The sequence below is a fragment of the Streptomyces sp. NPDC107559 genome (assembly GCF_055657365.1).
This window is the reverse complement of sequence record NZ_JBVKBD010000001.1, coordinates 1,234,468-1,258,129: the sequence shown is the minus strand read 5'-3', so window position 1 is coordinate 1,258,129 and position 23,662 is coordinate 1,234,468. Positions and strand designations below refer to the sequence as shown.

24 protein-coding genes are annotated in these 23,662 nt (G+C 74.3%); 7 read left to right on the top strand and 17 right to left on the bottom strand.

Annotated elements, in window-relative coordinates; translation table 11 throughout:
* Window positions 1-53 precede the first annotated feature (53 nt).
* The 6 genes from ACZ7OY_RS05395 to ACZ7OY_RS05370 are packed head-to-tail and all read left to right on the top strand — an operon-like array spanning window position 54 to window position 6,852.
* Window positions 54-1,304 carry an ADP-ribosylglycohydrolase family protein gene (locus ACZ7OY_RS05395; protein WP_471910129.1) on the top strand — a complete coding sequence of 417 codons (1,251 nt, stop codon included), beginning with the start codon at window positions 54-56 and terminating at the stop codon, window positions 1,302-1,304.
* Window positions 1,305-1,312: 8 nt separating this feature from the next.
* A complete protein-coding gene (locus tag ACZ7OY_RS05390) occupies window positions 1,313-2,488 on the top strand; it encodes an ADP-ribosylglycohydrolase family protein (RefSeq protein ID WP_471910128.1) in 1,176 nt (391 codons plus the stop codon).
* Complete coding sequence (locus ACZ7OY_RS05385) at window positions 2,476-3,873, top strand: ADP-ribosylglycohydrolase family protein (RefSeq protein WP_471910127.1); 1,398 nt, start codon at window positions 2,476-2,478, stop codon at window positions 3,871-3,873. The genes ACZ7OY_RS05390 and ACZ7OY_RS05385 overlap by 13 nt, the downstream gene beginning before the upstream one ends.
* The gene (gene rbsK / locus ACZ7OY_RS05380; RefSeq protein ID WP_471910126.1) at window positions 3,870-4,763 is read left to right on the top strand and encodes a ribokinase; all 894 of its coding nucleotides are present in this window, start codon (window positions 3,870-3,872) and stop codon (window positions 4,761-4,763) included. The genes ACZ7OY_RS05385 and rbsK overlap by 4 nt, the downstream gene beginning before the upstream one ends.
* Window positions 4,760-6,025, top strand: a complete 1,266-nt coding sequence (locus ACZ7OY_RS05375) for a CaiB/BaiF CoA transferase family protein (protein WP_471910125.1) — start codon at window positions 4,760-4,762, stop codon at window positions 6,023-6,025. Before rbsK ends, ACZ7OY_RS05375 begins: the two co-directional genes overlap by 4 nt.
* Window positions 6,022-6,852 carry an HpcH/HpaI aldolase/citrate lyase family protein gene (locus tag ACZ7OY_RS05370; RefSeq protein ID WP_471910124.1) on the top strand — a complete coding sequence of 277 codons (831 nt, stop codon included), beginning with the start codon at window positions 6,022-6,024 and terminating at the stop codon, window positions 6,850-6,852. Before ACZ7OY_RS05375 ends, ACZ7OY_RS05370 begins: the two co-directional genes overlap by 4 nt.
* Before the next feature lie 88 nt (window positions 6,853-6,940).
* On the opposite strand, the gene lgt is transcribed toward ACZ7OY_RS05370, so the two are convergent.
* The 11 genes from lgt to hisI form a co-directional block, all read right to left on the bottom strand.
* Window positions 6,941-8,014 (bottom strand): prolipoprotein diacylglyceryl transferase, encoded by a 1,074-nt coding sequence (gene lgt, locus ACZ7OY_RS05365; RefSeq protein WP_471910123.1) that lies wholly within the window; start codon window positions 8,012-8,014, stop codon window positions 6,941-6,943.
* An 82-nt stretch (window positions 8,015-8,096) separates the two neighbouring features.
* Window positions 8,097-8,873: a DsbA family protein gene (locus ACZ7OY_RS05360; protein ID WP_471910122.1), complete on the bottom strand. Its 777-nt coding sequence runs from the start codon at window positions 8,871-8,873 to the stop codon at window positions 8,097-8,099.
* 106 nt (window positions 8,874-8,979) lie between these two features.
* Window positions 8,980-9,816 (bottom strand): tryptophan synthase subunit alpha, encoded by an 837-nt coding sequence (gene trpA / locus ACZ7OY_RS05355; protein WP_471910121.1) that lies wholly within the window; start codon window positions 9,814-9,816, stop codon window positions 8,980-8,982.
* On the bottom strand, window positions 9,813-11,099 hold the full coding sequence (gene trpB / locus ACZ7OY_RS05350) for a tryptophan synthase subunit beta (protein ID WP_471910120.1): 1,287 nt from the start codon (window positions 11,097-11,099) through the stop codon (window positions 9,813-9,815). The genes trpA and trpB overlap by 4 nt, the downstream gene beginning before the upstream one ends.
* Window positions 11,100-11,217: 118 nt before the next feature.
* Window positions 11,218-11,409: a tryptophan biosynthesis modulator TrpM gene (gene trpM / locus ACZ7OY_RS05345; protein WP_471910119.1), complete on the bottom strand. Its 192-nt coding sequence runs from the start codon at window positions 11,407-11,409 to the stop codon at window positions 11,218-11,220.
* A 22-nt stretch (window positions 11,410-11,431) separates the two neighbouring features.
* A complete protein-coding gene (gene trpC, locus ACZ7OY_RS05340) occupies window positions 11,432-12,241 on the bottom strand; it encodes an indole-3-glycerol phosphate synthase TrpC (RefSeq protein WP_351611615.1) in 810 nt (269 codons plus the stop codon).
* A gap of 178 nt (window positions 12,242-12,419) precedes the next feature.
* On the bottom strand, window positions 12,420-12,866 hold the full coding sequence (locus ACZ7OY_RS05335) for a DUF2752 domain-containing protein (protein WP_351611612.1): 447 nt from the start codon (window positions 12,864-12,866) through the stop codon (window positions 12,420-12,422).
* Window positions 12,867-12,961: 95 nt separating this feature from the next.
* Window positions 12,962-13,213, bottom strand: a complete 252-nt coding sequence (locus ACZ7OY_RS05330) for an HGxxPAAW family protein (RefSeq protein WP_471910118.1) — start codon at window positions 13,211-13,213, stop codon at window positions 12,962-12,964.
* 160 nt (window positions 13,214-13,373) lie between these two features.
* Entirely contained in the window at window positions 13,374-14,021 is a 648-nt protein-coding gene (locus tag ACZ7OY_RS05325) for a TIGR02234 family membrane protein (RefSeq protein ID WP_471910117.1), read from the bottom strand.
* A 51-nt stretch (window positions 14,022-14,072) separates the two neighbouring features.
* Window positions 14,073-15,551 carry an anthranilate synthase component I gene (locus ACZ7OY_RS05320; protein ID WP_471910116.1) on the bottom strand — a complete coding sequence of 493 codons (1,479 nt, stop codon included), beginning with the start codon at window positions 15,549-15,551 and terminating at the stop codon, window positions 14,073-14,075.
* A gap of 11 nt (window positions 15,552-15,562) precedes the next feature.
* The gene (gene hisI, locus ACZ7OY_RS05315; RefSeq protein ID WP_471910115.1) at window positions 15,563-15,958 is read right to left on the bottom strand and encodes a phosphoribosyl-AMP cyclohydrolase; all 396 of its coding nucleotides are present in this window, start codon (window positions 15,956-15,958) and stop codon (window positions 15,563-15,565) included.
* An 84-nt stretch (window positions 15,959-16,042) separates the two neighbouring features.
* On the opposite strand from hisI, the gene ACZ7OY_RS05310 reads away from it, so the two are divergent.
* Window positions 16,043-16,678 carry a TIGR03085 family metal-binding protein gene (locus ACZ7OY_RS05310; protein WP_471910114.1) on the top strand — a complete coding sequence of 212 codons (636 nt, stop codon included), beginning with the start codon at window positions 16,043-16,045 and terminating at the stop codon, window positions 16,676-16,678.
* Between the two features lie 209 nt (window positions 16,679-16,887).
* On the opposite strand, the gene ACZ7OY_RS05305 is transcribed toward ACZ7OY_RS05310, so the two are convergent.
* The 6 genes from ACZ7OY_RS05305 to ACZ7OY_RS05280 form a co-directional block, all read right to left on the bottom strand.
* Window positions 16,888-18,150 carry an ABC transporter substrate-binding protein gene (locus ACZ7OY_RS05305; protein ID WP_351611596.1) on the bottom strand — a complete coding sequence of 421 codons (1,263 nt, stop codon included), beginning with the start codon at window positions 18,148-18,150 and terminating at the stop codon, window positions 16,888-16,890.
* Entirely contained in the window at window positions 18,147-19,310 is a 1,164-nt protein-coding gene (locus ACZ7OY_RS05300) for a branched-chain amino acid ABC transporter permease (protein ID WP_471910113.1), read from the bottom strand. Before ACZ7OY_RS05300 ends, ACZ7OY_RS05305 begins: the two co-directional genes overlap by 4 nt.
* A complete protein-coding gene (locus ACZ7OY_RS05295; protein ID WP_471910112.1) occupies window positions 19,303-20,193 on the bottom strand; it encodes a branched-chain amino acid ABC transporter permease in 891 nt (296 codons plus the stop codon). The genes ACZ7OY_RS05300 and ACZ7OY_RS05295 overlap by 8 nt, the downstream gene beginning before the upstream one ends.
* On the bottom strand, window positions 20,190-20,990 hold the full coding sequence (locus ACZ7OY_RS05290; protein WP_471910111.1) for an ABC transporter ATP-binding protein: 801 nt from the start codon (window positions 20,988-20,990) through the stop codon (window positions 20,190-20,192). The genes ACZ7OY_RS05295 and ACZ7OY_RS05290 overlap by 4 nt, the downstream gene beginning before the upstream one ends.
* Window positions 20,987-21,979, bottom strand: a complete 993-nt coding sequence (locus tag ACZ7OY_RS05285; protein WP_471910110.1) for an ABC transporter ATP-binding protein — start codon at window positions 21,977-21,979, stop codon at window positions 20,987-20,989. The genes ACZ7OY_RS05290 and ACZ7OY_RS05285 overlap by 4 nt, the downstream gene beginning before the upstream one ends.
* 241 nt (window positions 21,980-22,220) lie before the next feature.
* On the bottom strand, window positions 22,221-23,477 hold the full coding sequence (locus tag ACZ7OY_RS05280; protein WP_471910109.1) for a PucR family transcriptional regulator: 1,257 nt from the start codon (window positions 23,475-23,477) through the stop codon (window positions 22,221-22,223).
* Between the last annotated feature and the right edge of the window lie 185 nt (window positions 23,478-23,662).

Sequence of the window (23,662 nt, the reverse complement as noted above, 5' to 3'; positions counted from 1 at the left end):
CCGTCCGGCACCTGTACCTCCGCCGCGAGCGCCGACACCCCGCAGGTGCGCTCATGACGCCGCCGGGCCCCTGGGACGACGGCACCGACGCGGGAGCCGCCGCGCACACCGCCGGCGTGGGCACCGCGCCGGCCGCGGGCTGCCTCACCCCCGCCCCGGCCCCCGCCTGCGCACCCCTTCCGGACCCCCGTCCCCGCCGCATCGAGGGCCTGCTGCTCGGCCTCGCCGCCGGGGACGCGGCCGGCTGGCCCGCCGCCCGGCACCGCGCGGCCCGGATGCCGGAGTGGACCCGCCGGCTCACCCGCGAGCTGGACACCTTCGCGGAGCAGAACGCGACCACCACGCTCCCCGTCCCCATCGCCCTCAACCAGCCCCCGGAGCCGCTGCGCCTGGGCCCCTCCGACGACGCCGAGTGGGCGGCGTTCGCGGCCGAGGCCGTACTGCGGGCCGGTGACGACAGCGTGCTCGGCGACCTCGGCCGGGAGCGCCGCACCCGGGCCGCCATCGACCTGACCTGGAACGCCGTGGCCAGCGAGGTCGCGGCGGCGGCCGACCGGGCCCCGGAGATCGAGTCGGCGGTCCTCCCCCTGCGCGCCCGCATCTCCGTACGGGCCGGACTCGGCAACCTCGCCGCCGGGCTGCGCCCGCCCGCCACCGGCCACGACAATCCGCACTACTTCGACGACGCGGCCTGTGTACGGGCCTGTGTGCTCGCCGTCGCCCATCCCGGCGACGCCCGGCTCGCCGCCGAACTGGCCGAGTTCGACGCCCGCTACACCCAGGACGGCGACGGCGTGCACGGCGCCCGCGCGATGGCGGCGGCCCTCTCCCTGGCCCTCACCGGCGCGGGGGTGGAGACCTGCGTGGCCGCGGCGCTGGCCGAGCTGCCCGAGGAGACGGAGATCGGCCGCAACGCCCGGCACGCGCTCCGGCTCGCCCGCGAGGCCGACAGCGCCTTCGCCGTCGTGCCCCTCCTCGAACACCAGATCGTCGATCACGTCTACAGCTACGGCATCGCCGCCGCGGAGACGGTCCCGGTCGCCCTGGCCCTGGCCGTCGCGGCGCACGGCCGGATCGCGGAGGCCGTCCCCGCCGCGGCCTGCCTGTCCCGGGTCGCGGACTCGGCCCCGGCCCTGGTCGGCGCCCTGACCGGCGCCCTCGGCGGCGGCGCCGCGATCCCCGCGTCCTGGCGCGCCACCTGCCGCACCCTCTCCGGCTGCGCACTGCCCCGGCTCACCGACACGGACCTGGTGGAACTCGCCGAACTCCTGGAAGCCACACAACCGGCCGCACCAGGAGGATGATTCGGGGCATGACGCCCAAAGGAGAAGAAAGTCACGCGGCGCCCCTCGACGAGCGGATCACCGCGGCCCTGGTCGGGGCGGCCGTCGGCGACGCCCTCGGCGGCCCCGTCGAGGGCTACTCCCCCGACCAGATCCTCGAACGCCACGGCGGCCGCGTGCACGGTGTCGTCGGCCCCTGGAACGGCGACGCATGGCGCACCGCCCGCCCCATCGCCCCGTACCACAAGGGCGACGGACACGTCACCGACGACACCTTGATGACCCATGCGCTGGTCCGGGTCTACGCCACGGTCCGCGACCACCTGGACGCGTACGCGATCACGGACCGCCTGGTGCCGGACCTGATGACCGAGCCCCGGTGGATCCCGGAGCTGGAGGCGGAGGCCCTGCCCCTGCAACGGGTGTTCCTGGCGGAGAAGTGGCTGGTGGCCCGCCTCCACTACGGCCATGTCGACCCGCGCGAGGCGGGCGTCGGCAACATCGTCAACTGCGGCGCGGCGATGTACATGGCCCCGGTCGGCCTGGTCAACGCGGCCAACCCGGCGGCCGCGTACCAGGAGGCGCTGGACATCGCCGGCGCGCACCAGTCGTCGTACGGCCGGGAGGCGGCGGGTGTCTTCGCGGCGGCCGTCGCGGCGGCGGCCTCCCCCGGCGCGACACCCGACTCGGTCGTGGCCGCCTGTCTGTCCCTGGCGAAGGACGGCACGCGCGCGGCGATCGAGGCGGTCTGCGAGACGGCCGCCCGGTACACGGAGTTCGAGTCGGCGCTCGGCCCGCTGCGCGAGGCGGTGGCCCCGTTCGACACCGTGGGCCCCGACTACCGCGCCCCCTCACTGGCCGCCCGCCGCCCGTCCCGACTGCACGCGATCGAGGAACTCCCCGTCGCCCTGGGCATGGTGGTGCTGTCGGCCGGCGACTACCGGACGGCGGTGCTCGGTTCGGTGAACTACGGACGCGACTGCGACTCGATCGCGACGATGGCCGGCGCACTGGCGGGCGCGCTGGGCTCACCGGTGCCGGAGGACTGGGCGAAGACGGTCGCGGAGGCCAGCCGGCTGGACCTGTGGGAGCCGGGCCGTACGCTCACCGGGGTGACCCGGGAGATCTTCGAGCGGGACGTCCGCCGGCGCCGTGCCCACGAGGCGGCCTTCTGCCAGATCGGGGGCCCGAGGTGCTCCGGCTGACCTGGGTCCAACCGGAGGACCTGGTGGGACACGAGCTCCGGCAGGCGGCCCAGGACGGACGGGAGGCCTCGGCGATCGCGGCCCGGTGGCGGGCCGCGGGCGGCCGGGCCGCGCCGCTGCGGGCGGGGGCGTCACCGGATCCCGCCTCGCGCTGGCTGCGCCAGCTCGCGGAGGACCTGCTGGACGAACTCGCCGACCTGCCCGGAAGGTTGGCGGACGAGGAACCGACGGACCTGACAGCCATCAGGGCGCGCTGCCCCGACTGGCCCGCGCCGCCCCCGCCCGGCCGCCGCCCGGCCCTGGACGGCCCGCTCCGGCTGGAGGCCGCCTGGCTGGGCCGGGCCGCCGGCTGCCTGCTGGGCAAGCCCGTCGAGAAACTCCCCCTGACCGTCATCCGCACCCTCGCCCGGTCCGCCGGCAACTGGCCGCTGACCGGCTGGTTCACGGCCAGGGGCGTTCCTGGGGAACTGCTGCGCGCCCACCCCTGGAACCGCCGCTCGGCCCCCACCTCGCTCGCCGAGAACATCGACGGCATGCCCGAGGACGACGATCTCAACTACCCGTTGCTCAACCTCCTGCTGCTGCAACGCCACGGCAGGTCTTTCACCACCGTCGACGTGGCCACCGTCTGGCTGGACGAACTTCCCGCGGGCCGCACCTTCACGGCCGAGCGCCTGGCCTACCGCAACCTCCTGGCCGGGCTCACCCCGCCGCACACCGCCCGGCACCGCAATCCCTTCCGCGAATGGATCGGCGCCCTGATCCGCGCCGATGTCCACGGCTGGACCAACCCCGGCGACCCCGGGGCCGCCGCCGAGCAGGCCCACCGCGACGCCACCCTCACCCACACCGCGAACGGCGTCTACGCGGCGATGTTCACGGCGGCCGTCATCGCGGCCGCCTGCGGCGACGCGGCAGTCGGTGCCGGTCCGAGCCCGGGCGACATCCACGCCTGCCTGCGTACCGGCCTGAGGGTGGTCCCGCCCCGCTCCCGGCTGGCCCTCGCCGTCACCCACGCCATCGAACTGGCCCGGGAACAGCCGGACTTCGACACGGTCGTCGACGAACTCCACGCCCGTTACTCGGCCACCCACCACTGGGTCCACGCGATCCCCAACACCGCGCTCGTCGCCGCCGCCCTCACCCACGCGGACGGCGACTTCACCGGCTCCATCTGCCGTGCCGTCTCGGGCGGTTGGGACACCGACTCCAACGGGGCGACCGCCGGCAGCATCGCCGGCCTCCTCGCCGGCACACCCGCCGCGCTGCCCGACCGCTGGACCACCCCCCTGAAGAACCGCCTCTCCACCTCCGTCGGCGACTTCGACGGCACCGGCTTCGACACCCTGGCCCACCTCACCCTCGTGGAGGCATCTCGCCCATGACCCGAATCGTCGTGCTCGGCAGCACGAACATGGACCTCGTCGCCTATGTCGAGAAGGCCCCGCAGCGCGGGGAGACCGTGACGGGACGGGAGTTCCGTACGATCCCCGGCGGCAAGGGCGCCAACCAGGCGATCGCCGCCGCCCGCGCCGGGGCCGGCGTGGCGATGATCGGCGCGGTCGGCAACGACTCCTTCGGCACCCTGCTGCGCTCCACCCTGGAGGACTCCGGCGTCGGCACCGGTCTGCTGCGCACCGCCGAGGGCCCCTCCGGCACCGCGCACATCGTCGTGGACGACGAGGGCGGCAACGCGATCGTCGTGGTGCCCGGCGCGAACGGCACCGTGGACCACCTCACCCCCGCCGACGACCACCTCCTCGCCTCCGCCGACGCCCTGCTGCTCCAGCTGGAGATCCCGCTGCGGGCGGTGGTCGCGGGAGCACGTGCCGCCCGCGCCCACGGCGTCCGTACGGTCCTCACGCCGGCCCCCGCCCAGCCGCTCCCGCCCGACCTGCTCGCCGCGGTCGACCTGCTGGTCCCCAACGAACACGAGGCCGCCGCCCTCACCGGCCGCACCGACCCGCGCGAGGCGGCGCTCGCCCTGCTCGACCAGGTGCCGGAGGTGGTCGTCACCCTGGGCGCGGCGGGCAGCCTGTACGCGGCCCGGGGCGCCGAACCCCTGACCGTCCCGGCGCCCCGGGTGACCGCCGTGGACTCCACCGGAGCGGGCGACACCTTCGTCGGCGCGCTGGCGGTGGCCCTCGGTGAGGGCCGGCCCGTGCGGGAGGCCCTGGCCTGGGCCGCAGCGGCGGCCGCGCTGTCCGTGCAGCGGGAAGGGGCGTCGGCGTCGATGCCGTACCGCTCCGAGATCGAGGCACGGTACACCGCATGACCGACGCCACGGCCCCCGGCGGCCCGCACACCGACTCCCCGGCCACCGGCACCTCGCGTCCGGACGTGCCGCGCACCGACCCCCCGCTGACCGGCCTGCGCGTCCTCGACCTCGCGACCCTCTTCGCCGGCCCGCTGGCGGCCACCATGCTCGGCGACTTCGGCGCCGAGGTCGTCAAGGTCGAGCACCCGACCAGGCCCGACCCGTCCCGGGGGCACGGCCCGTCGAAGGACGGCGTGGGGCTGTGGTGGAAGCTGCTCGCCCGCAACAAGCGCACGATCACCCTCGACCTGTCGAAGCCCGGCGGCCGCACGACCCTGCTCCGGCTCGCCGCCACGGCCGACGTGATCATCGAGAACTTCCGCCCCGGAACGCTGGAGAAGTGGGATCTGGGCTGGGAGGAGCTGTCCGCGGCCAACCCCCGGCTGGTCCTCACCCGGGTCACCGGCTTCGGCCAGTTCGGTCCGTACGCGCACCGGCCCGGCTTCGGCACCCTCGCCGAGGCGATGAGCGGCTTCGCCGCGATCACCGGCGAACCGGACGCGCCCCCGACCCTGCCCCCGTTCGGCCTGGCCGACTCCATCGCCGGCCTGGCCACCGCGTACGCCGTGATGACGGCGCTGGCCGCCCGCGACCGTACGGGCCGGGGGCAGGTCGTCGACATGGCGATCATCGAGCCGATCCTGACCGTCCTCGGCCCGCAGCCTCTCTGGTACGACCAGCTCGGCCACGTGCAGCCGCGCACCGGCAACCGCTCCCAGAACAACGCCCCGCGCGGCACCTACCGCACGGCCGACGGCGGCTGGGTCGCCGTCTCCACCTCCGCCCAGTCGGTCGCCGAACGGCTGATGCACCTGGTCGGCCGCCCCGAACTGATCGACGAGCCCTGGTTCGCCACCGGCGCCGACCGAGCCCGGCACACCGACGTCCTCGACGCGGCGGTCGGCTCCTGGATCGCCGAGCGCTCCCGGGACGAGGTGCTGCTGGCCTTCGACAAGGCGGAGGCGGCGGTCGCCCCCGTCCAGGACGTGCGCGAGGTGATGACCGACCCCCAGTACGCGGCCCTCGGCACCATCACCACCGTCGACGACCCCGAGCTGGGCCCGCTGCGCATGCAGAACGTCCTCTTCCGGCTCTCCGCGACCCCCGGCGCGATCCGCTGGGCGGGCCGGCCGCACGGCGCGGACACCGACGCGGTGCTGACCGAGCTGGGCCTGACCCCGGCCCGGCTGGCCGACCTGCGGGCGGAGGGCGCTGTATGACGAAGACGCCACTGACCTGGTTGTACGTCCCCGGTGACCGCCCCGAGGTGGTCGCCAAGGCGCTCGTCTGCGGCGCCGACGTCGTGGTGGTCGACCTGGAGGACGCGGTCGCCCCGGACCGCAAGGAGTACGCCCGCGCGGCCACCGCCGAGCTGCTCTCACAGCCGCAGCCGGTCCCCGTCCACGTCCGGGTCAACGCCCTGGACGGGCCGCTGGTCGCGGCCGACCTGCACGCCGTCGCCGCCCTGCCGGGGGTGTCCGGTCTGCGCCTGCCGAAGGTGACCTCGCCGGAGCAGATCACCGGCATCGCGCGGCGCACGGCCCGCGCCGGCACCGGTCCCCCGCCGCTGCACGCCCTGCTGGAGACGGCCCTGGGCATCGAGCACGCCCACGCCATCGCCCGTGCCCACCCGGCGCTGCGGGGCATCTCGCTGGGCGAGTCGGATCTGCGGGCCGATCTGGGCGTGCCCGGTGACACGGGCCTCGACTGGTCACGCTGCCGGGTGGTCGTCGCCGCGCGGGCGGCGGGCCTGCCGCCTCCGGCTCAATCGGTGCACCCGGACATCCGGGACCTGGACGGCCTGGCCGCGACCTGTGCCCACGGCCGGGCGCTCGGCTTCCTGGGGCGCGCCGCCATCCACCCCCGCCAGCTCCCGGTCATCGAACGCGCCTACCTGCCCACCGCCGAGGAGATCGAACAGGCGGAGGCGGTGGTGAAGGCGGCGGCCCGGGAGCAGGGCGCCCAGGCGCTGCCGGACGGGAGGTTCGTCGACACGGCGGTGGTGGCGACGGCCCAGCGGACGCTGTCGCTGGCCCTGCGCCGCTGAGCCCCGGCGCGCCGCGGGAACGAGCGGAACACGACAGGGCGCCCCGGGCCGTGCGGCCCGGGGCGCCCTGTCGTCGTACGGTCCGGCGTCAGCTCTTCTTGCCCGCCGACTCGGTCCGGTCCTTCGCCTCGGCGTCCGGGGCGTCCTGCGCCTCCGCGTCGGCCTCGGCCGCCGTGGCGTCCTCGGGCCGGTCGGCCGGCGTGTCCTCGACCTCGGGCTCCGCCTCGGCGTCCGCCTTGTCCCCGGCGTCGCCGTCCACCTCGTCCTCGGCCTTGTCCTCGGCCTTGTCCTCGGTCCCGGCCTTGTCCTCGGTCTGCGCCTCGGTCCCGCCGTCGGTCTCGGCTCCTGCACCGGGCTCGACCTCGGTCTCCCGGCCGGGCCGCTTCTTCGCCGACACCACGATGTAGACCACCGCGAGCAGGAAGACGACGAGCGCGGTCCAGTCGTTCAGGCGGAGCCCCAGGATGTGGTGGGCGTCGTCGACCCGCATGTACTCGATCCAGCCGCGGCCCACGCAGTACGCCGCGACGTAGAGCGCGAACGCCCGGCCGTGCCCGAGCGTGAAGCGGCGGTCGGCCCAGATGACCAGCAGGGCGACGCCGATGCACCACAGCGACTCGTACAGGAAGGTCGGGTGGTAGGTGCCCGGGACCCGGCCGTCCGTCGAGGAGGTGATCTTCAGCGCCCACGGCAGGTCGGTGGGCCGCCCGTAGAGCTCCTGGTTGAACCAGTTGCCCCAGCGTCCGATCGCCTGGGCGAGAGCGATGCCGGGGGCGATGGCGTCGGCGTAGGCGGGCAGCGGGATGCCGCGGCGGCGGCAGCCGATCCACGCGCCCACCGCACCGAGCGCGATGGCGCCCCAGATGCCGAGGCCGCCCTCCCAGACCTTGAAGGCGTCCACCCAGTCACGGCCCTCGCTGAAGTACAGCTCGTAGTCCGTGATCACGTGGTAGAGCCGGCCGCCGACCAGGCCGAAGGGCACGGCCCAGACCGCGATGTCGGCCACCGTGCCGGCCCGCCCGCCGCGGGCGATCCAGCGTTTGTTGCCGAGCCAGACGGCTACGAAGACGCCGATGATGATGCAGAACGCGTAGCCGCGCAGCGGAATGGGGCCGAGGTGCAGCACCCCGCGCGACGGGCTGGGAATGTAGGCAAGTTCCATGGCAAGGTCGACGCTACCGTGCCGGACCGGGCCCACGGCAGGCAGCCCGGCTACGGCTCCATAACAGGCTGGCGGGGAACACTCACCCCTTGGCCGCCTCCTGCACCATCTCCTTCAGCTTCTGCGGGGTCATCGTCCGGTCCTGGTAGATGTTCTTGCCGTCGAGCAGCACGGTCGGGGTGCCGCCGAACTTTCCGGCCTGGAAGGCCTCGTTGGACTTCACGACCCAGCTGTCGTGCGTGCCCTGCTCGACGCACTTGCGGAACTCCGGGGTGTCGAGACCGTCGACCTTGCCGGCGAGCTCGATGAGCTTGGCGTTGTCCGCGTAGGCGTCCTGGGTCTCCTCCGGCTGGTTCTCGTAGAGCACGTCGTGGTACGCGGTGAACTTGCCGGCGTCCTGCGCGCAGGCCGCCGCGTTGGCGGCCTTGCGGGAGCCGCTGCCGCCCATGTTGCCGTCGATGAGGGTGGCCAGGTGGTACTCCACCTTCAGCTGCCCGGCGTCCGTCAGCTCGTGGATGGTCGGGCGGTACGCCGCCTCGAAGGCCTTGCAGGCCGGGCAGCGGAAGTCCTCCCAGACGGTGAGCGTCGACTTCGCGCCCTCCTGACCGACCGGGATGGCGAGGCTGTCCTTGCCCTGCGCACCCGAGGGCGCGGCGACCGGGCCCGAGCTGCCGCCGGTGTCCTTGCCCGCGTTCGCGGCGACGATGCCGATCACCGCCGCCAGCCCCAGGACGCAGACGACGCTCGCGCCCACGATCAGCGTGCGCCGACGCCTCTCCGCGGCCTTCTGCTTCTCACGTTCGACCGCCAGCCGCTCGCGTGCGGCGCGCTTTCCGTCATGGTGGTTCTTCTCGCTCACACACGCAGGAACGAACCGGGGAGGCGCAGCGCGCCTCCCCGGCCCCAGGTCCACCCGTTCGAGTGACTCGTACGGAATGCCCCTTACGTCATACCTGCCGGCGGCGTCACACCTGTCGGCGTACGCCCTTCGCGAGGTCGCCCGCGAGCGCGCGGACCGCCTCGATGCCGGCCGCCTCGTCCGGGGCGTCCAGCATCCGCTTGACGAAGGCCGAGCCGACGATCACCCCGTCGGCGAAGCCGGCCACCTCGGCGGCCTGCTCGGCGTTCGACACGCCGAGGCCGACACAGACCGGCAGGCCGGTGCCGGTGGCCCGGGTGCGCCGGACCAGGTCCTCGGCCTGCGCGCCCACCGAGGCGCGGGTGCCGGTGACCCCCATCAGCGAGGCGGCGTAGACGAAACCGCTGCCCGCCGCGGCGATCTCGGCGAGCCGCTCGTCCTTGCTGCTGGGCGCCACCACGAAGACCGTCGCGAGGTCGTGCTTCGCGGCGTGTTCCCGCCACAGCGCGGACTCCTGCACCGGCAGGTCGGGCAGGATCGCCCCGGCCCCGCCGGCCTCGGCGAGCTCGGCGGTGAAGCGCTCGACGCCGTAGCGGTCGATCGGGTTCCAGTACGTCATGACGAGGACGGGCTTGCCGGTCGCTTCGTGCGCCTCGCGCACCGTGCGCATCACGTCGGCGATCCTGACGCCGCCGCGCAGGGCGATGTCGTCGGCGGTCTGGATGACGGGACCGTCGAGGACCGGGTCGCTGTGCGGCAGGCCCACCTCGACGACGTCGGCGCCGCCGTCGAAGGCGGCCTTGATCGCCTCGATGCCGCCGTCCACGGTCGGGAACCCGGCCGGGAGGTAGGCGATGAGGGCGGAGCGGCCCTCGGCCCTGGCGGCGGCGAGGGTGTCGGTCAGCAGGCGGCCCCGGCCGCCCGTCGGTGCGGTCCCGCTCACTTGGCGTCCCCCTCGATCTCGGCGGCGTCCGTGTCGGCGTCCGCGGCCACGCTGGCGTCGGTGTCGTACAGGCCGAAGTAGCGCGCGGCGGTGTCCATGTCCTTGTCGCCGCGGCCCGACAGGTTGATCACGATCAGTCCGTCGGGGCCGAGCTCACGGCCGACCTCCAGGGCACCGGCGAGGGCGTGGGCGCTCTCGATGGCCGGGATGACGCCCTCGGTGCGCGACAGCAGGCGCAGGGCCTGCATGGCCGCGTCGTCGGTGACCGCTCGGTACTCGGCGCGCCCGCTGTCCTTGAGGTAGGAGTGCTCGGGGCCGATGCCGGGGTAGTCCAGGCCGGCCGAGATCGAGTACGGCTCGGTGATCTGGCCCTCGTCGTCCTGGAGGACGTAGGAGCGCGAGCCGTGCAGGATGCCGGGCTCGCCCGCGGTCAGGGTGGCCGCGTGCTCGCCGGTCTCCACGCCGTGCCCGGCGGGCTCGCAGCCGATCAGCCGGACACCGGTGTCCGGGATGAAGGCGTGGAAGAGGCCGATGGCGTTGGAGCCGCCGCCGACGCAGGCGACGGCCGCGTCGGGCAGCCGGCCCGCGCGCTCCAGGATCTGGCGCCGGGCCTCGACGCCGATGACCCGGTGGAAGTCGCGGACCATGGCGGGGAAGGGGTGCGGCCCGGCGACGGTGCCGAACAGGTAGTGGGTGCGGTCGACGTTGGCGACCCAGTCCCGGAAGGCCTCGTTGATGGCGTCCTTCAGGGTCCGGCTGCCGGACTTCACGGCGACGACCTCGGCACCGAGCATGCGCATCCGGGCCACGTTGAGCGCCTGGCGCTGGGTGTCGATCTCGCCCATGTAGACGGTGCACTCGAGGCCGAACAGGGCGCAGGCCGTCGCCGTCGCGACGCCGTGCTGGCCGGCGCCGGTCTCGGCGATGACCCGGGTCTTGCCCATGCGCTTGGTGAGCAGGGCCTGGCCGAGCACGTTGTTGATCTTGTGGGAGCCGGTGTGGTTCAGGTCCTCGCGCTTGAGGAACACCCGGGCCCCGCCGGCGTGCTCGGCGAACCGGGGCACCTCGGTGAGGGCGCTGGGCCGACCGGTGTAGTTGACCAGCAGGTCGTCGAGCTCACGGGCGAACTCGGGGTCGGACTTCGCCTTGTCGTACTCGACGGCGACCTCGTCCACGGCGGCGACGAGCGCCTCCGGGATGAACTTGCCGCCGAACGCGCCGAAGTAGCCCTCGGCGCTGGGCACCTGACCGGTGGGGTCAGGGAAGAAGAAATCGCTGGGCATGCGAAAACCTCACGGTGAGTGTGCGGAAAAAGACACCATTCGCCGTGGGGGCGGAGATATGTCCGATGGCTGCGAGCCGTCACTGGTTGCTCGCGCCCGCGCGGCGGTAGCCGCACATTCAGTACTGCCCCGCACCCCTGAAGGGGCGCTGCCATCGCATGCCGTTCACTTGACCCGGTTCGTCCCCGATGACGTAACGGACCCTGCGGCCGTGGACCCGGCGCGCGGGGGCGCGGCAGCCCCGCGGGCGGCAGCCACGCGCGAGGCGTGCGTACCGGTCCGCGGCCGTGGCGGGCGTCGTCGGAGTCATCGGGGTCAACCCTAGCGGGGTGTCAGTCGCGCCCGTGCCGCAGCGCCGGGTGCTCGCCCGCCGCCACCAGGTCGGACACCGCGGCCTTCGGGTCGCGGCCGGTGACCAGGGACTCGCCGACCAGGACCGCGTCGGCGCCGGCGTTGGCGTAGGCGATGAGGTCGTGCGGCCCGCGGACGCCGGACTCGGCGATCTTGACGATGTGGGCCGGGATCTCGGGGGCGACCCGCTCGAACGTCGAGCGGTCGACCTCCAGGGTCTTCAGGTTGCGCGCGTTGACGCCGATGATCTTGGCGCCCGCGTCCACCGCGCGCTCGACCTCGTCCTCGTCGTGCACCTCGACCAGCGGCGTGAGCCCGATGGACTCGGCGCGCTCGATGAGGGACTCCAGGGCGGGCTGCTCCAGCGCCGCGACGATCAGCAGGGCGAGGTCGGCGCCGTACGCGCGCGCCTCCCACAGCTGGTAGGCGGTGACGATGAAGTCCTTGCGCAGCACGGGGATGTCCACGCGGGCGCGGACCGCTTCGAGGTCCGCCAGCGAGCCGCCGAAGCGGCGCTGTTCGGTCAGCACGGAGATGACGGCGGCGCCGCCGGCCTCGTAGTCGGCGGCCAGGCCAGCCGGATCGGCGATCGCGGCCAGCGCGCCCTTGGACGGGCTGGAGCGCTTGACCTCGCAGATCACCTTGACGCCCTCGCCGCGCAGCGCGGCCACCCCGTCCTTGGCGGCACGAGCCTTGGCCGCGCGCTCCTTGAGCTCGTCGAGGCTGACGCGCGCCTGCCGTTCCGCGAGGTCGGCACGGACTCCGTCGATGATCTCGTCGAGCACACTCACGCGAGCGGCCCCCTTCCAGACGGTTGACTCTTCAAAGCGATAGGGCCTGCGCCCCGGGGCTGCCGCTCGGGCACTGCCGGTGGGCGCGATTCACGGCCACTGCGATGGTATCCGGAGGAAGGCGTAGGCCTCGCATCCGGTTGACACCGGTCCCACTACCTGGACGTCCGTCCCCCGGTCAAGGATGCAGCCAGCCGCCGAACGGCAGGTTCCGGACGACGCTGAAGACCAGCAGCGACACGCCCAGTGTCCACAGGTGGACCGGCCCGAGGTCGATCCGCAGCGGCCGTCCGCGCACCGCACGCACCACCCAGACGGTCCACAGTACGGCGAACCCCAGATAGCCGAGCACGGCCGCCGCGTTGTCCTGGAGGGCCGTCACGAGGTCGCCGTGGACGAAGGCGTGCGCGCTGCGCAGACCGCCGCAGCCGGGGCAGTAGATGCCGGTCAGGCGCAGCAGCGGACAGACGGGATAGTGGCCCGGCTCGTTGGGGTCCACGGCGCCGACGTAGGCGAAGGCCCCCGCGACGGCCGCGAGCAGTGCGGCGGGCACGGCCAGCCGCCCCGCGACGGTCCCCGCGGGCATGCCCCGGGTCCCCTGGCTGTCGGCGTTCACGCCTCGCATTCTGCCCCGTGCGGCCCGTGCACGCGCGTCAGGGGGCGGACCGCGCGCTCATGGCACGGGTCCGCCCCCTGCGGGGTACGTGGTGACGCGGGTGTTCAGCCCTCGACGCCGGCCGGCTCGCGGCCCGGGGCGGACTGGACGACGAGGGGGGCCTGCTTCGGCTGGCCCAGACCCGCGGCGCTCATCGCCGCGCCGACGACACCACCGAGGGCGACGATCACCATGCCGCCCCAGAAGCCCAGGGGCTGCGCCATCACCATGAACGCGCCCGCGACGCAGAAACCGATGAAGGCGATGATGACACCGGTCCAGGCGGCCGGGGTGTGACCGTGGCTGCTGCCCGCCATGACTTGCTCCTCGTTGCTGTGTACGTGTGTACGTGTCTGAGCCGGACGCTCACCGTCCATTGTCCCGTACGCGGACGCGGCCCGTGATCGGGGGTGCTCCCCGCGCGCGTACGGCACGCCGCGCGGACGGTGCGCCGGATCGCGGCCGGTGGCGGCGGTGCTACGCGGGGTCGGCGCCCGTCGGGTCCTCTCCCCGGTCCAGGGCCTTCCAGATGTCCTCCGGCCGGTCGGGGTCGACGGCCGGCGCCGCGCGGCGCGCCCTGGGCTTGCCGTTGCGCTCGTAGCGTCCGGACATCACCGGCCACAGCGGGCCGTAGCGCAGGGCCAGCAGCCCGGCCAGCAGGATCAGGGCGCCGCCCACGGCGGCCACGTACGGCCACCCGGTGTGGGTGAAGGCGGCCACGACGGCCGAGGTGTCGCCGGAGGCCTGCGCGGCCCTCTCGTCGAGCGCGGAGGCGTCGGAGGCGCCGAGCAGTGCCGCGGCGACGATCCCGGCACCGGAGAGCGCGAGCAGCCCGGAGACCAGCCGGCGGCCGGTCCGGCGGACCGCGAAGACGGCGACCAGCGCGGCGAGACCCACTATGGCCAGGGCCGCGGGGACGCCGGTGACGTCGCTGCCCTTGACGGTCAGGGGGAAGTCGCCGCCGGCGACCGTCGCGGTGCCCTGCGACCAGCGCTGGCGGGTGGCCAGCAGGGCCACGGCGGCGCCCAGCGCCCCGCTCAGCAGGGCGACGGCGAGGCTCCGGCGGCCGGACCGGACCGGGGCGGCTTGGGAACGAGGGTGAGGAACAGCAGTCACGTGTCCCACTATCGCCTGAACCCCGGGCGAACCGGCACCCGGGGCGACGTGAGACGCGCCCTACTTGCCGAGCCGGTTCGCCGTGTGCACCGCGCGCAGCACCGCCGCCGCCTTGTTGCGGCACTCGGTGTCCTCGGCCACCGGGTCGGAGTCGGCGACGATGCCGGCCCCGGCCTGGACGTAGGCGGTGCCGTCGCGCAGCAGGGCCGTACGGATGGCGATGGCGGTGTCGGAGTCGCCGGCGAAGTCGAGATAGCCGACGCAGCCGCCGTACAGCCCGCGCCGGGACGGTTCGAGTTCGTCGATGATCTGCATCGCGCGCGGCTTCGGCGCGCCGGACAGGGTGCCCGCCGGGAAGCAGGCGGTCAGGACGTCGAAGGCGGTGCGGCCCGCCGCGACCCGCCCGGTGACCGTCGAGACGATGTGCATCACGTGCGAGTACCGCTCGACGGACATGAAGTCGACCACCTCGACCGAGCCCGGCTCGCAGACCCGTCCGAGGTCGTTGCGCCCGAGGTCGACCAGCATGAGGTGCTCGGCGCGCTCCTTGGGGTCGGCGAGCAGTTCGTCGGCGAGGGCCTGGTCCTCCTGCGGGGTCGCCCCGCGGTGCCGGGTGCCGGCGATGGGGTGGACCATGGCCCGCCCGTCCTCGACCTTGACCAGCGCCTCCGGGGACGAGCCGACGACGTCGAAGCCCTCGAAGCGGAACAGGTACATGTACGGGGAGGGGTTGGTGGCCCGCAGCACCCGGTAGACGTCCAGCGCGCTTGCCGTGCACGGCGTCTCGAAGCGCTGCGAGGGGACGACCTGGAACGCCTCGCCGGCCCTGATGCGCTCCTTGACGTCCTCGACGGCCCGCTGGAAGTCCGGGCCGCCCCACAGGGCGCTGTACTCGGGGAGCTCGGACGGCGGGAGCACGGCGGGCGGCTGGGCGACCGCGCGGGAGAGGTCCGCCTCCATGGCGTCCAGCCGGGCCACGGCGTCGGCGTAGGCGTCGTCGACGCCGGTGTCGAGGTCGTTGTGGTTGATCGCGTTGGCGATCAGCAGGACGGAGCCCTCCCAGTGGTCCATGACGGCCAGGTCGCTGGTGAGGAGCATGGTCAGCTCGGGCAGCCGGAGGTCGTCGCGCTCGCCGGGGCCGATCTTCTCCAGCCGGCGCACGATGTCGTAGCCGAGATAGCCGACCATGCCGCCGGTGAAGGGCGGCAGGTCGTCCTGGCCGGGGGTGTGCAGGGCCTCGATGGTGGCGCGCAGCGCGGCGAGCGGGTCGCCGTCGACGGGGACGCCGACGGGCGGGGCGCCGAGCCAGTGGGCCTGGCCGTCACGCGTGGTGAGCGTGGCGGAGCTGCGGACCCCGACGAAGGAGTAGCGGGACCAGGACCGTCCGTTCTCCGCGGACTCCAGCAGGAAGGTGCCGGGGCGCTCGTCGGCGAGCTTGCGGTACAGCGCCACCGGGGTGTCGCCGTCGGCGAGGAGTTTGCGGGTGACCGGAATGACGCGGCGGTCGGTGGCCAGCTTGCGGAACGTCTCGAGGTCCATGGCGGCTGACCTTACTGACCGTCGGCGGGTACGCCGGAATCCGCGGCGTCCTTGAGCAGTACGTCCTCGTCGAAGCAGGTGCGCGCCCCGGTGTGGCAGGCGGCGCCGACCTGGTCGACCTTGACCAGCAGCGTGTCGCCGTCGCAGTCGAGGGCGACGGAGCGGACCCACTGGAGGTGACCGGAGGTGTCGCCCTTGACCCAGTACTCCCGGCGGCTGCGGGACCAGTACGTGCAGCGGCCGGTGGTCAGGGTGCGGTGCAGCGCCTCGTCGTCCATCCAGCCGAGCATGAGCACCTCGCCGGTGTCGTACTGCTGGGCGATGGCGGGCACGAGACCGTCGGCGCTGCGCTTGAGGCGGGCGGCGATCTCGGGGTTCAGGCTGCTGGGCGGGGGCGTGCTGGTCATGGCTGCCATTGTGCCGCGCGATCCGGGCGTTCCGGGCGCGGTGTCCACTGGGCGGACCCGGCGCGCGGTCGTAGGCTGAACGGCATGTCGACCTTCGCCAAGCGTGAACGGCTCCTTCTCGCCGACCTCTTGGAGGTCACCGGTCCACAGGCCCCCACGTTGTGCGAGGGCTGGCAGACCCGTGACCTCGCCGCGCACGTGGTGGTGCGGGAGCGCCGCCCCGACGCCGCCGGGGGCATCCTGGTCAAGCAGCTCGCGCCCCGCCTGGAGAAGGTGATGGAGGAGTTCGCGGCCAAGCCGTACGAGGAGCTGATCCAGCTGATCCGCACCGGGCCGCCGCGCTTCTCGCCGTTCCAGCTCAAGCAGGTCGACGAGGCGTCGAACACGGTGGAGTTCTACGTCCACACGGAGGACGTCCGCCGGGCGCAGCCGGACTGGGCACCGCGCGAGCTGGACTCGGTGTTCCAGGACTCGCTGTGGTCCCGGCTGGAGCGGTCGGCCCGGCTGGTGGGCCGCCGGGCACCGACCGGTCTGGTGCTGCGCCGCCCGGACGGCCGCACGGTGGTGGCGCACAAGGGCACGCCGGTCGTGACGGTGACCGGCGAACCGTCGGAACTGCTGCTGTTCGTGTACGGGCGGCAGAACGTGGCCTCGGTGGAACTGGAGGGCGAGAAGGCCGCCATCACCCAGCTGCACGAGTCCAGGGCGCTGGGCCTCTGACCCGGACCGGGCTTCCGGGCCGGGCTTCCGGGGCGGGCTTCCGGGCCGGGCTTCCGGGGCGGGCTTCCGGGCCGGGCTTCCGGGGCGGGCTTCCGGGCCGGGCTTCCGGACCGGGTCCGGGTCCGGAAGCTCGGTGAGCCGCCCCGCACACCTGGCCCGGTCCCGAACCCGAACCCCGACCCGGGACCGGGACCGGTTGCTGCCGGGGCTCACTGCTTGCGCGAGTCCAGGTACTCCTGTTCCGCGGGCAGGGTGCGGGCGTCCTCGGCCAGCACGGTGCCGCCGGTGGCCTTGGCGTCCGGCTTGGTCACGTAGACGGCCGTGCCCGCCGGGCGCGAGGCGTCGGAGAAGTCCTCCGGGGTGCCCAGGCCGTTGTCCACCGACTTCTGCGCGCGGTGGGCCTTCACCAGCCCCTCCCGGCTGAGGTCCTTGGCCGCGCAGGCGGCCTTGAGGTCCAGGCCCATCAGCTCGGCCGCGTTGTAGCCCGAAAGGGTGCCCGCGTCGACCAGCTCGCCCGGGTACTTCTTCTGGTACGACGCGACCATCTTGGTGACGGCCGGCAGGTCGGAGCTGACCGGCGGGGCGGCCGTGACGATGTGCAGCATGGCGAGCAGCGCGGGCGCGGCGGGCGTCTTGAGGAGCTGCGGGGCGAAGCCGGGGGCGCTGGTGACGACCGGGACCTTCAGCCCGCTCGCGGCGGCGACACCCACCAGTGAGGCGGTCTGGCCGGGTCCCGCGCTGATCAGGATCGCCTTGACCCCGGCCTTGCGCAACGCGGTGACCTGCGCCGAGAGGTCGGTGTCGGTGGCCTTGATCTTCTGCCCGACGATCGTGAGGCCCGCCTTCCCCGCCGCCCAGGTGGAGCCCTCCAGGGCGTTGGCGCCGTAGTCGCCCTCGAAGTAGACGTGCCCGATCCGGTCGCCCTTCTTCACCCCCTGGGTGCGGGTGAGGAAGTCGACGGCGCGCACCATGTCGAGGTCGTAGGTGGTGCCGAGCACCTGGACGGCGTCCTTGCCGAGCAGGGAGGCGGCCCAGGCCTGCGGGAAGGTCAGCAGGCGGTCGCGTTCGATGTCGTCGAGCAGGGCGGCGACCACGGGCGAGCCGATGACCTGGGGCAGCGCCAGGACGTTCGGCGAGATCTCGGTGTAGGCGGCGACGGCCTTCTGGACGTCGTAGCCGTGGTCCCGTACGACGATCTTGATCTTGCGTCCGCAGATCCCGCCGCTCGCGTTGGTCTCGTCCGCCCACATCTGCTGGGCCTGGACGATGCTCTTGCCGAGGGTGGCGTAGGGGCCGCTCAGGTCGGTGAGCGCGCCGAGCGTGATCGTGTCGGCGGTGACCCCGGGGCCGGTCTTCACCCCGTCCGCGGCGGCCTCCCCGTCCGAGGTTCCGGCCTTGGTGCTGCATCCGACGCCGGCCAGCAGCAGGACGGCGAGGGTCGTGGCGAGGGCTGTGCGTCCCGTGGTGTTCACGAGGTGCGCTCCTTGGGTCGTTGATCCGGTGCGGACGCGGCCGCGGCCGCGGTTGAGGAGGCCGGGGAGCCGGCGGAGGGGTCGGCGGCGGACGGGGTGGCGGGCGGCTCGGCCGTGGGCGGGGTGCGGCGCCGCCGGACAAGGGCCGCGGCGCGCCGGGCCAGGCCGCTCAGTCCGTCGGGGGCGAAGAGCAGGACGAGGACGACGGCGGCGCCGTACAGATAGCGGGCGGCCTCGGTGGGGCCCACCGCGTGGCCGGGCGCGCCGGGCGCCGCGACCAGGGGCAGCTGGTCGGCGTAGCGGGCCATGAGCAGGGGCAGCGCGGTGACGAAGACGGCTCCCGCGGCGGCGCCCGCCACCGAGCCGAGTCCGCCGATGACGATCATCGCGAGGTAGTCGATGGACAGGGTGAGGCCGAAGTAGTCGGGCACGATCCGGCGGAAGACGAGCGCGAGCAGGACCCCGGCCAGGCCCGCGTACATGGAGGAGACCACGAAGGCGGCCGAGCGGCGGCGGGCCACCGGGACGCCCATCACGGCCGCGGCGGTCTCGCTGTCGCGCAGCGCGGTCAGCGCCTGGCCGGGGCGGCCGTCGAGCAGGTTGCGGGCGGCGAACCAGCCGGCGCCGAGCAGGGCCAGCGCGAGGTACCACAGACGCTCCTCGGCGCCGAACGGCACGCCCAGCACGGTCAGTTGCGGGTCGGTCCCGGTGAAGGTGAAGCCGCCCAGGGACATCGGCGGCACGGAGCGTCCGTTGAAGCCGCCGGTGAGGGAGTCGGCGTTGAGCATCACGTGCCGGCCGAGGAAGACGAGGGCGAGGGTCGCCACGCCCAGGTAGACACCGCGCACCCGGCCGGCCACCGGGCTGAACAGCCCGCCCGCCGCCCCGCTCAGGCAGACCGCCAGCACCAGGGCGAGCGGCGGCGGCAGACCCGGTCCGGGCTCCCCGGCCAGCCAGACATAGCCGTAGGCGCCGACCGCGAGAAAGAAGGCATGGCCCAGGGAGAGCTGGCCCGCGGTGCCGGTGAGCAGGGTGAGTCCGACGGCGCCGAGCGCGGCGGCCATCGAGAACAGCCCGACCTGGAGCCAGAACGCGCCCAGGTAGAAGGGCAGGGCGCACAGGACGAGCACGGCGCCCGCCGCGGCGAGGCGCCTAGACACGGGCCGCCTCCTTGGTGCCGAAGAGACCGGCGGGCCGCACGAGGAGCACCAGCACCATCACGGCGTACGGCACCACGTCGCCGAACCCGGCGCCGAGCGCGGAGAGTTCGGACTGGTAGCCGGCCGCCAGCGCCTCGGTGACGCCGATCAGCAGGCTTCCGGCGAGCGCGCCGGGCGGCGAGGCCATCCCGCCGAGGATCGCGGCGGGGAACGCCTTCAGCGCGATCTGTCCGGTCGTACGCTCCAGGCCGGGCGCCGGGAACGCGGCCAGGAACACGGCGGCGAGCGCGGCGAGCGCGCCGGCCAGGCACCAGGCGAGGGTGCGGATCCGGGCGAGCCGGATGCCCATCAGGGCGGCGGCCTCCTGGTCCTCGGCGGCGGCGCGCAGCGACAGGCCCCAGGGGGTGAACCGGAACACGGCGAAGACCGCGGCGATGACCACCGTCGACACCAGGATCGAGGCGATCCGGCTGTCGGCGACGGTCGCCTGGCCGAGCCGGGTCACGGCGGAGCCCCAGGGGTCGCCGAGGGTGAGCAGGTCCCCGCCGATGCGGCGGGTGAGGTCGGTCATCAGCAGGATGTCGACGCCGATGGTGACGATGGTCAGCACATGCGCGGCGGCCGGGTCGACGCGGCGCAGCAGCAGTACGTCGATCAGCCCGGCGGCCGCCGCGGTGGCGAGCACCGCAAGGGCGAGGGCGCCCGCGAAGCCGAGCCGGTCGTGCAGCACCGCGGTGAGATAGCCGCCGAGCAGCAGCAGCGAGCCGTGGGCGAAGTTCATCACCGCAGAGGCCTTGAAGATGATGACGAAGCCGAGGGCGACCAGGGCGTAGACCGAGCCGAGGGCGAGTCCGTTCAGCACGGTGTCCAGGGCGGTGCTCATGCGATGTGCTCCCGGGAGGTGGTCGGGGTGCCGAGGTAGGCGCGGCGCACCTCGGGGTCCTGGCGGACCCGGTCCGGGGTGCCCGCGGCGATACGGCGGCCGAAGTCGAGGACCGTGACGTCGTCGGCCAGCCGCATGACGAGGCCCATGTCGTGCTCCACCAGCAGTACGGACAGGCCCAGTTCGGCGCGGACGGTGCGCAGCACCTCGACGGTGCGGGCGCGTTCGCCGGAGTTCATGCCGGCCACCGGTTCGTCCAGCAGCAGCACCCGTGGTTCCAGGCACAGGGCGCGGGCGAGTTCGACCCGTTTGCGGTCGCCGTAGGGCAGCAGGGCGACCGGGGTGTCGAACAGCGGTCCGAGGCCGGTGAGTTCGGCGATCTCCCGGGCCCGCGCGCGGTGCTCGCGCTGCTCGCGCACGGTGCCCGGCAGCCGCAGTGCGGTGGCGGTGAACCCCGCGCGGCCCAGGGCCTGGCGGCCGAGCATCAGATTGTCGCCGACCGTGCCGGCCGTGGTGACGATGTTCTGGAAGGTGCGGGCGATGCCGAGCAGGGCGATCCGGTGCGGGGGCAGCCGGGTGAGTTCCCGCTCACCGAGGCGGACCCCGCCCCGGGTGGGCCGGCACAGTCCGGAGACGACGTTGAAGCAGGTCGACTTGCCCGCTCCGTTGGGCCCGATCAGCGCGTGCACGCTGCCGGGCGCCACGGTGAACCCGACCGAGTCCAGCGCGGTGAGCCCGGCGAACCTGACCGTGACGTCCTCGACGTGCAGGGGCGGGGGCAAGGGCGGGCCGCTCATGGGGCACCCTGCCCTTCGGCGGCGGACGCGGGAGCGGGAGCGGAGGAACGCTCGGGTTCGGGAGGCGGGGCGGCACTCCCGGCAGCCGGGGCCGGTGCGGAGGCCGACGCCCGGACCGACGCGGAGTCCGGTGCCGGGGTCGGCGCAGGGGTCGCCTCCTCGCCCAGGTAGAGGCGGCGTACCGCGTCGGTCCCGGCCAGTTCGGCCGCCGGGCCGGACAGCCGTACCTCGCCGACCTCCAGGACGTACGCCCGGTCGCACAGCGCCAGCGCCATCGCCGCGTTCTGCTCCACGAGCAGCACCGAGGTGCCCTGGCCGTTGATCTCCCGGATCACCTCGGCGATGCGCTCGACCATCAGCGGGGCCAGTCCGAGAGAGGGTTCGTCCAGGAGCAGCAGCCTGGGCGCGGCCATCAGCGCCCGCCCGATGGCGAGCATCTGCTGCTCGCCGCCGGACAGCAGTCCGGCGCGCTGCCTGCGCCGCTCCGCGAGCCGGGGGAAGAGCCCGAAGACCCGTTCCCTGGCGGCCCGGACGACCGCCGGGGCGCGGCGGCCCAGCCCGAGTCCGCCGGCGCGCAGGTTCTCGTCCACCGTGAGTCCGGCGAACACCCGCCGCCCTTCGGGGACTTGTACGACCCCGGCGCGCACCGCAGCCACCGGGTTCTGCCCGTCCAGCCGCAGGCCGCCGTAGTGGGCACTGCCCGCGGTGATCGCCCCGCGGTGCAGGCGCAGGGTGCCGGACAGGGAGCGCAACAAGGTGCTCTTGCCCGCGCCGTTGGCGCCGAGCAGGGCGACGGCACCGCCTGCGGGCACCTCCAGGCTGACACCTCGCAACGCGGTCAGAGCACGCCCGTAGGCCACGTCGAGATCACGCACGCGCAGCACCGACGGCCCGTCGGAGCGCGGGTCGCCGGAGCGCGGGTCGCCGGGGGACGGTCCGCCCGGCGGGGACACGTCCTGCCGGGTACCGTCCGATGACAGAGAGGGCATCACAACTCCTCGGCTCCGCACGACGCGGACCTACGGGGGAAGTGGCCCTACGAGAGCACGCGCACCGGACGGCGTACAGCGCGCGGCGGCGGCTCAGGACCCGCTCCCAGCGTCGGCGGCGACGGGTTGTGCCGCTGCCCAGCGGGCCGCTCCGGACGGGGTGTCCGGCCCGGAGCGGACGCCGTCCGGGCCGCCGCCCCCTACCCGCCGGGCCGTCGACTCCCCGAGGAGGTAAGGGCGGTCAGTCTCCGAGGAGTCGTCGGGCGGTCAGGGCGAGCGAGGTGTCGACGACGTCCGCGGGCCGGGTGAGCGAGCGGCCGGTGAGCTGTTCGAAACGGCGCAGCCGGTTGAGGACCGTGTTGCGGTGGCAGTACAGCCGGGTCGCCGCGCGCTGCGCGGAGCCGTCGCTGTCGAGCCAGACGCACACCGTGTCCAGCAGCAGGTCCCGGTCGCCCGGGTCGAGGCTCAGCAGCGGGCCCAGGACCCGGTGGACCAGCGCCGCGCCCAGAGCGGGCGCGGACACCAGCAGGGCGGCCGGCAGATGCTCGTCGAGCAGGACCGTGCCGCCGCTCTCCGGGCAGGCCCGCAGCGCGGTCTCGGAGAGCCGGCGCGCGTCCCCGACCGCCGCGAGGCCCTCCACGGCACGGCTGATGCCGACCCGGGCCCCGACGGGCGCGGTCACCCGGTCGACCAGGTCGGCCGGCTCGCTCTCGCCGAGGTGCACGATGGCGTGTTCCGCGTCCGCCCCGGCGTGCCAGTGCGCCCGCATCCCGGGCGGCACCGACAGCAGCGGGGTGCCGGTGTGGGCGGCCGGGTGCGCGGCGGCCACGCTCACCACCGCGTACCTGCCGTGCTCGGGCAGCTCCAGCGCGGCGGCGACGTCCGGCAGATCGGCGATGCGGGTGGTGCCGTCGAGGAGGGCGGTGGTCATCAGCCGCAGCCGGTTCTCCCGGCGCCAGACGAGCTGCCGCTCCACCTGCCGGTAGGCGTCGGCGACCAGCGTGCAGTGCTCGTCGACGAAGTTCCACACGTCGGCGGCCACGTGCACGAGCAGGCGTACGTCGTCGGGGTCGCGCCGCGCGGCCTCCTCGACGAGACCGCGCCACACCAGGGCACCACCGAGCCGGAAGGCGTGCAGCAGCGCGTCCAACGGCAGCCCCTGCTCGGCCCGTTCGGCGCCGATCCGCCACGAACAGCGCCGGGCGGCGTCCCGGGACTCCCTGGGGCGCAGCAGGGAGCCGACGTTGTGGCGCAGGGAGCGGTGGGCCTCCTGCCAGATGCCCGAGGGGTCGGCTTCGAGGGCCGCCCGGTAGGCGGGCTCCTGTTCCCGGAGCACGGTGAGCAGCCGGTCGGTGAGCTCGGGAAGGTCGTCCATCAGGACGGCGGCCGCGCGGTGCAGCACGGCTATGGCGTCCGCGTCGACGCTGGAACGCAGGGGCGGAGAGGGGGGCGGCAGCTCGGGCACCGCCCGGACACGGGCTCGTACGGCGTTCGGCATCGCAGTCCTCCACCGGGTCGGTTCGCACCGGTGCACGGCACGGCGTTCGTCCTCCGCCGGCGGCTCCGGAGCAGTCCTTGGTCCCGCAGGATGACATACCGTCCGGTCGGTCCCCAGGGTGTCGGAGCAAATTCCCCGCCGCCCCGGGAATCCGCGCCTCCGACCGCGGGCAGCAGGTGGCGGGC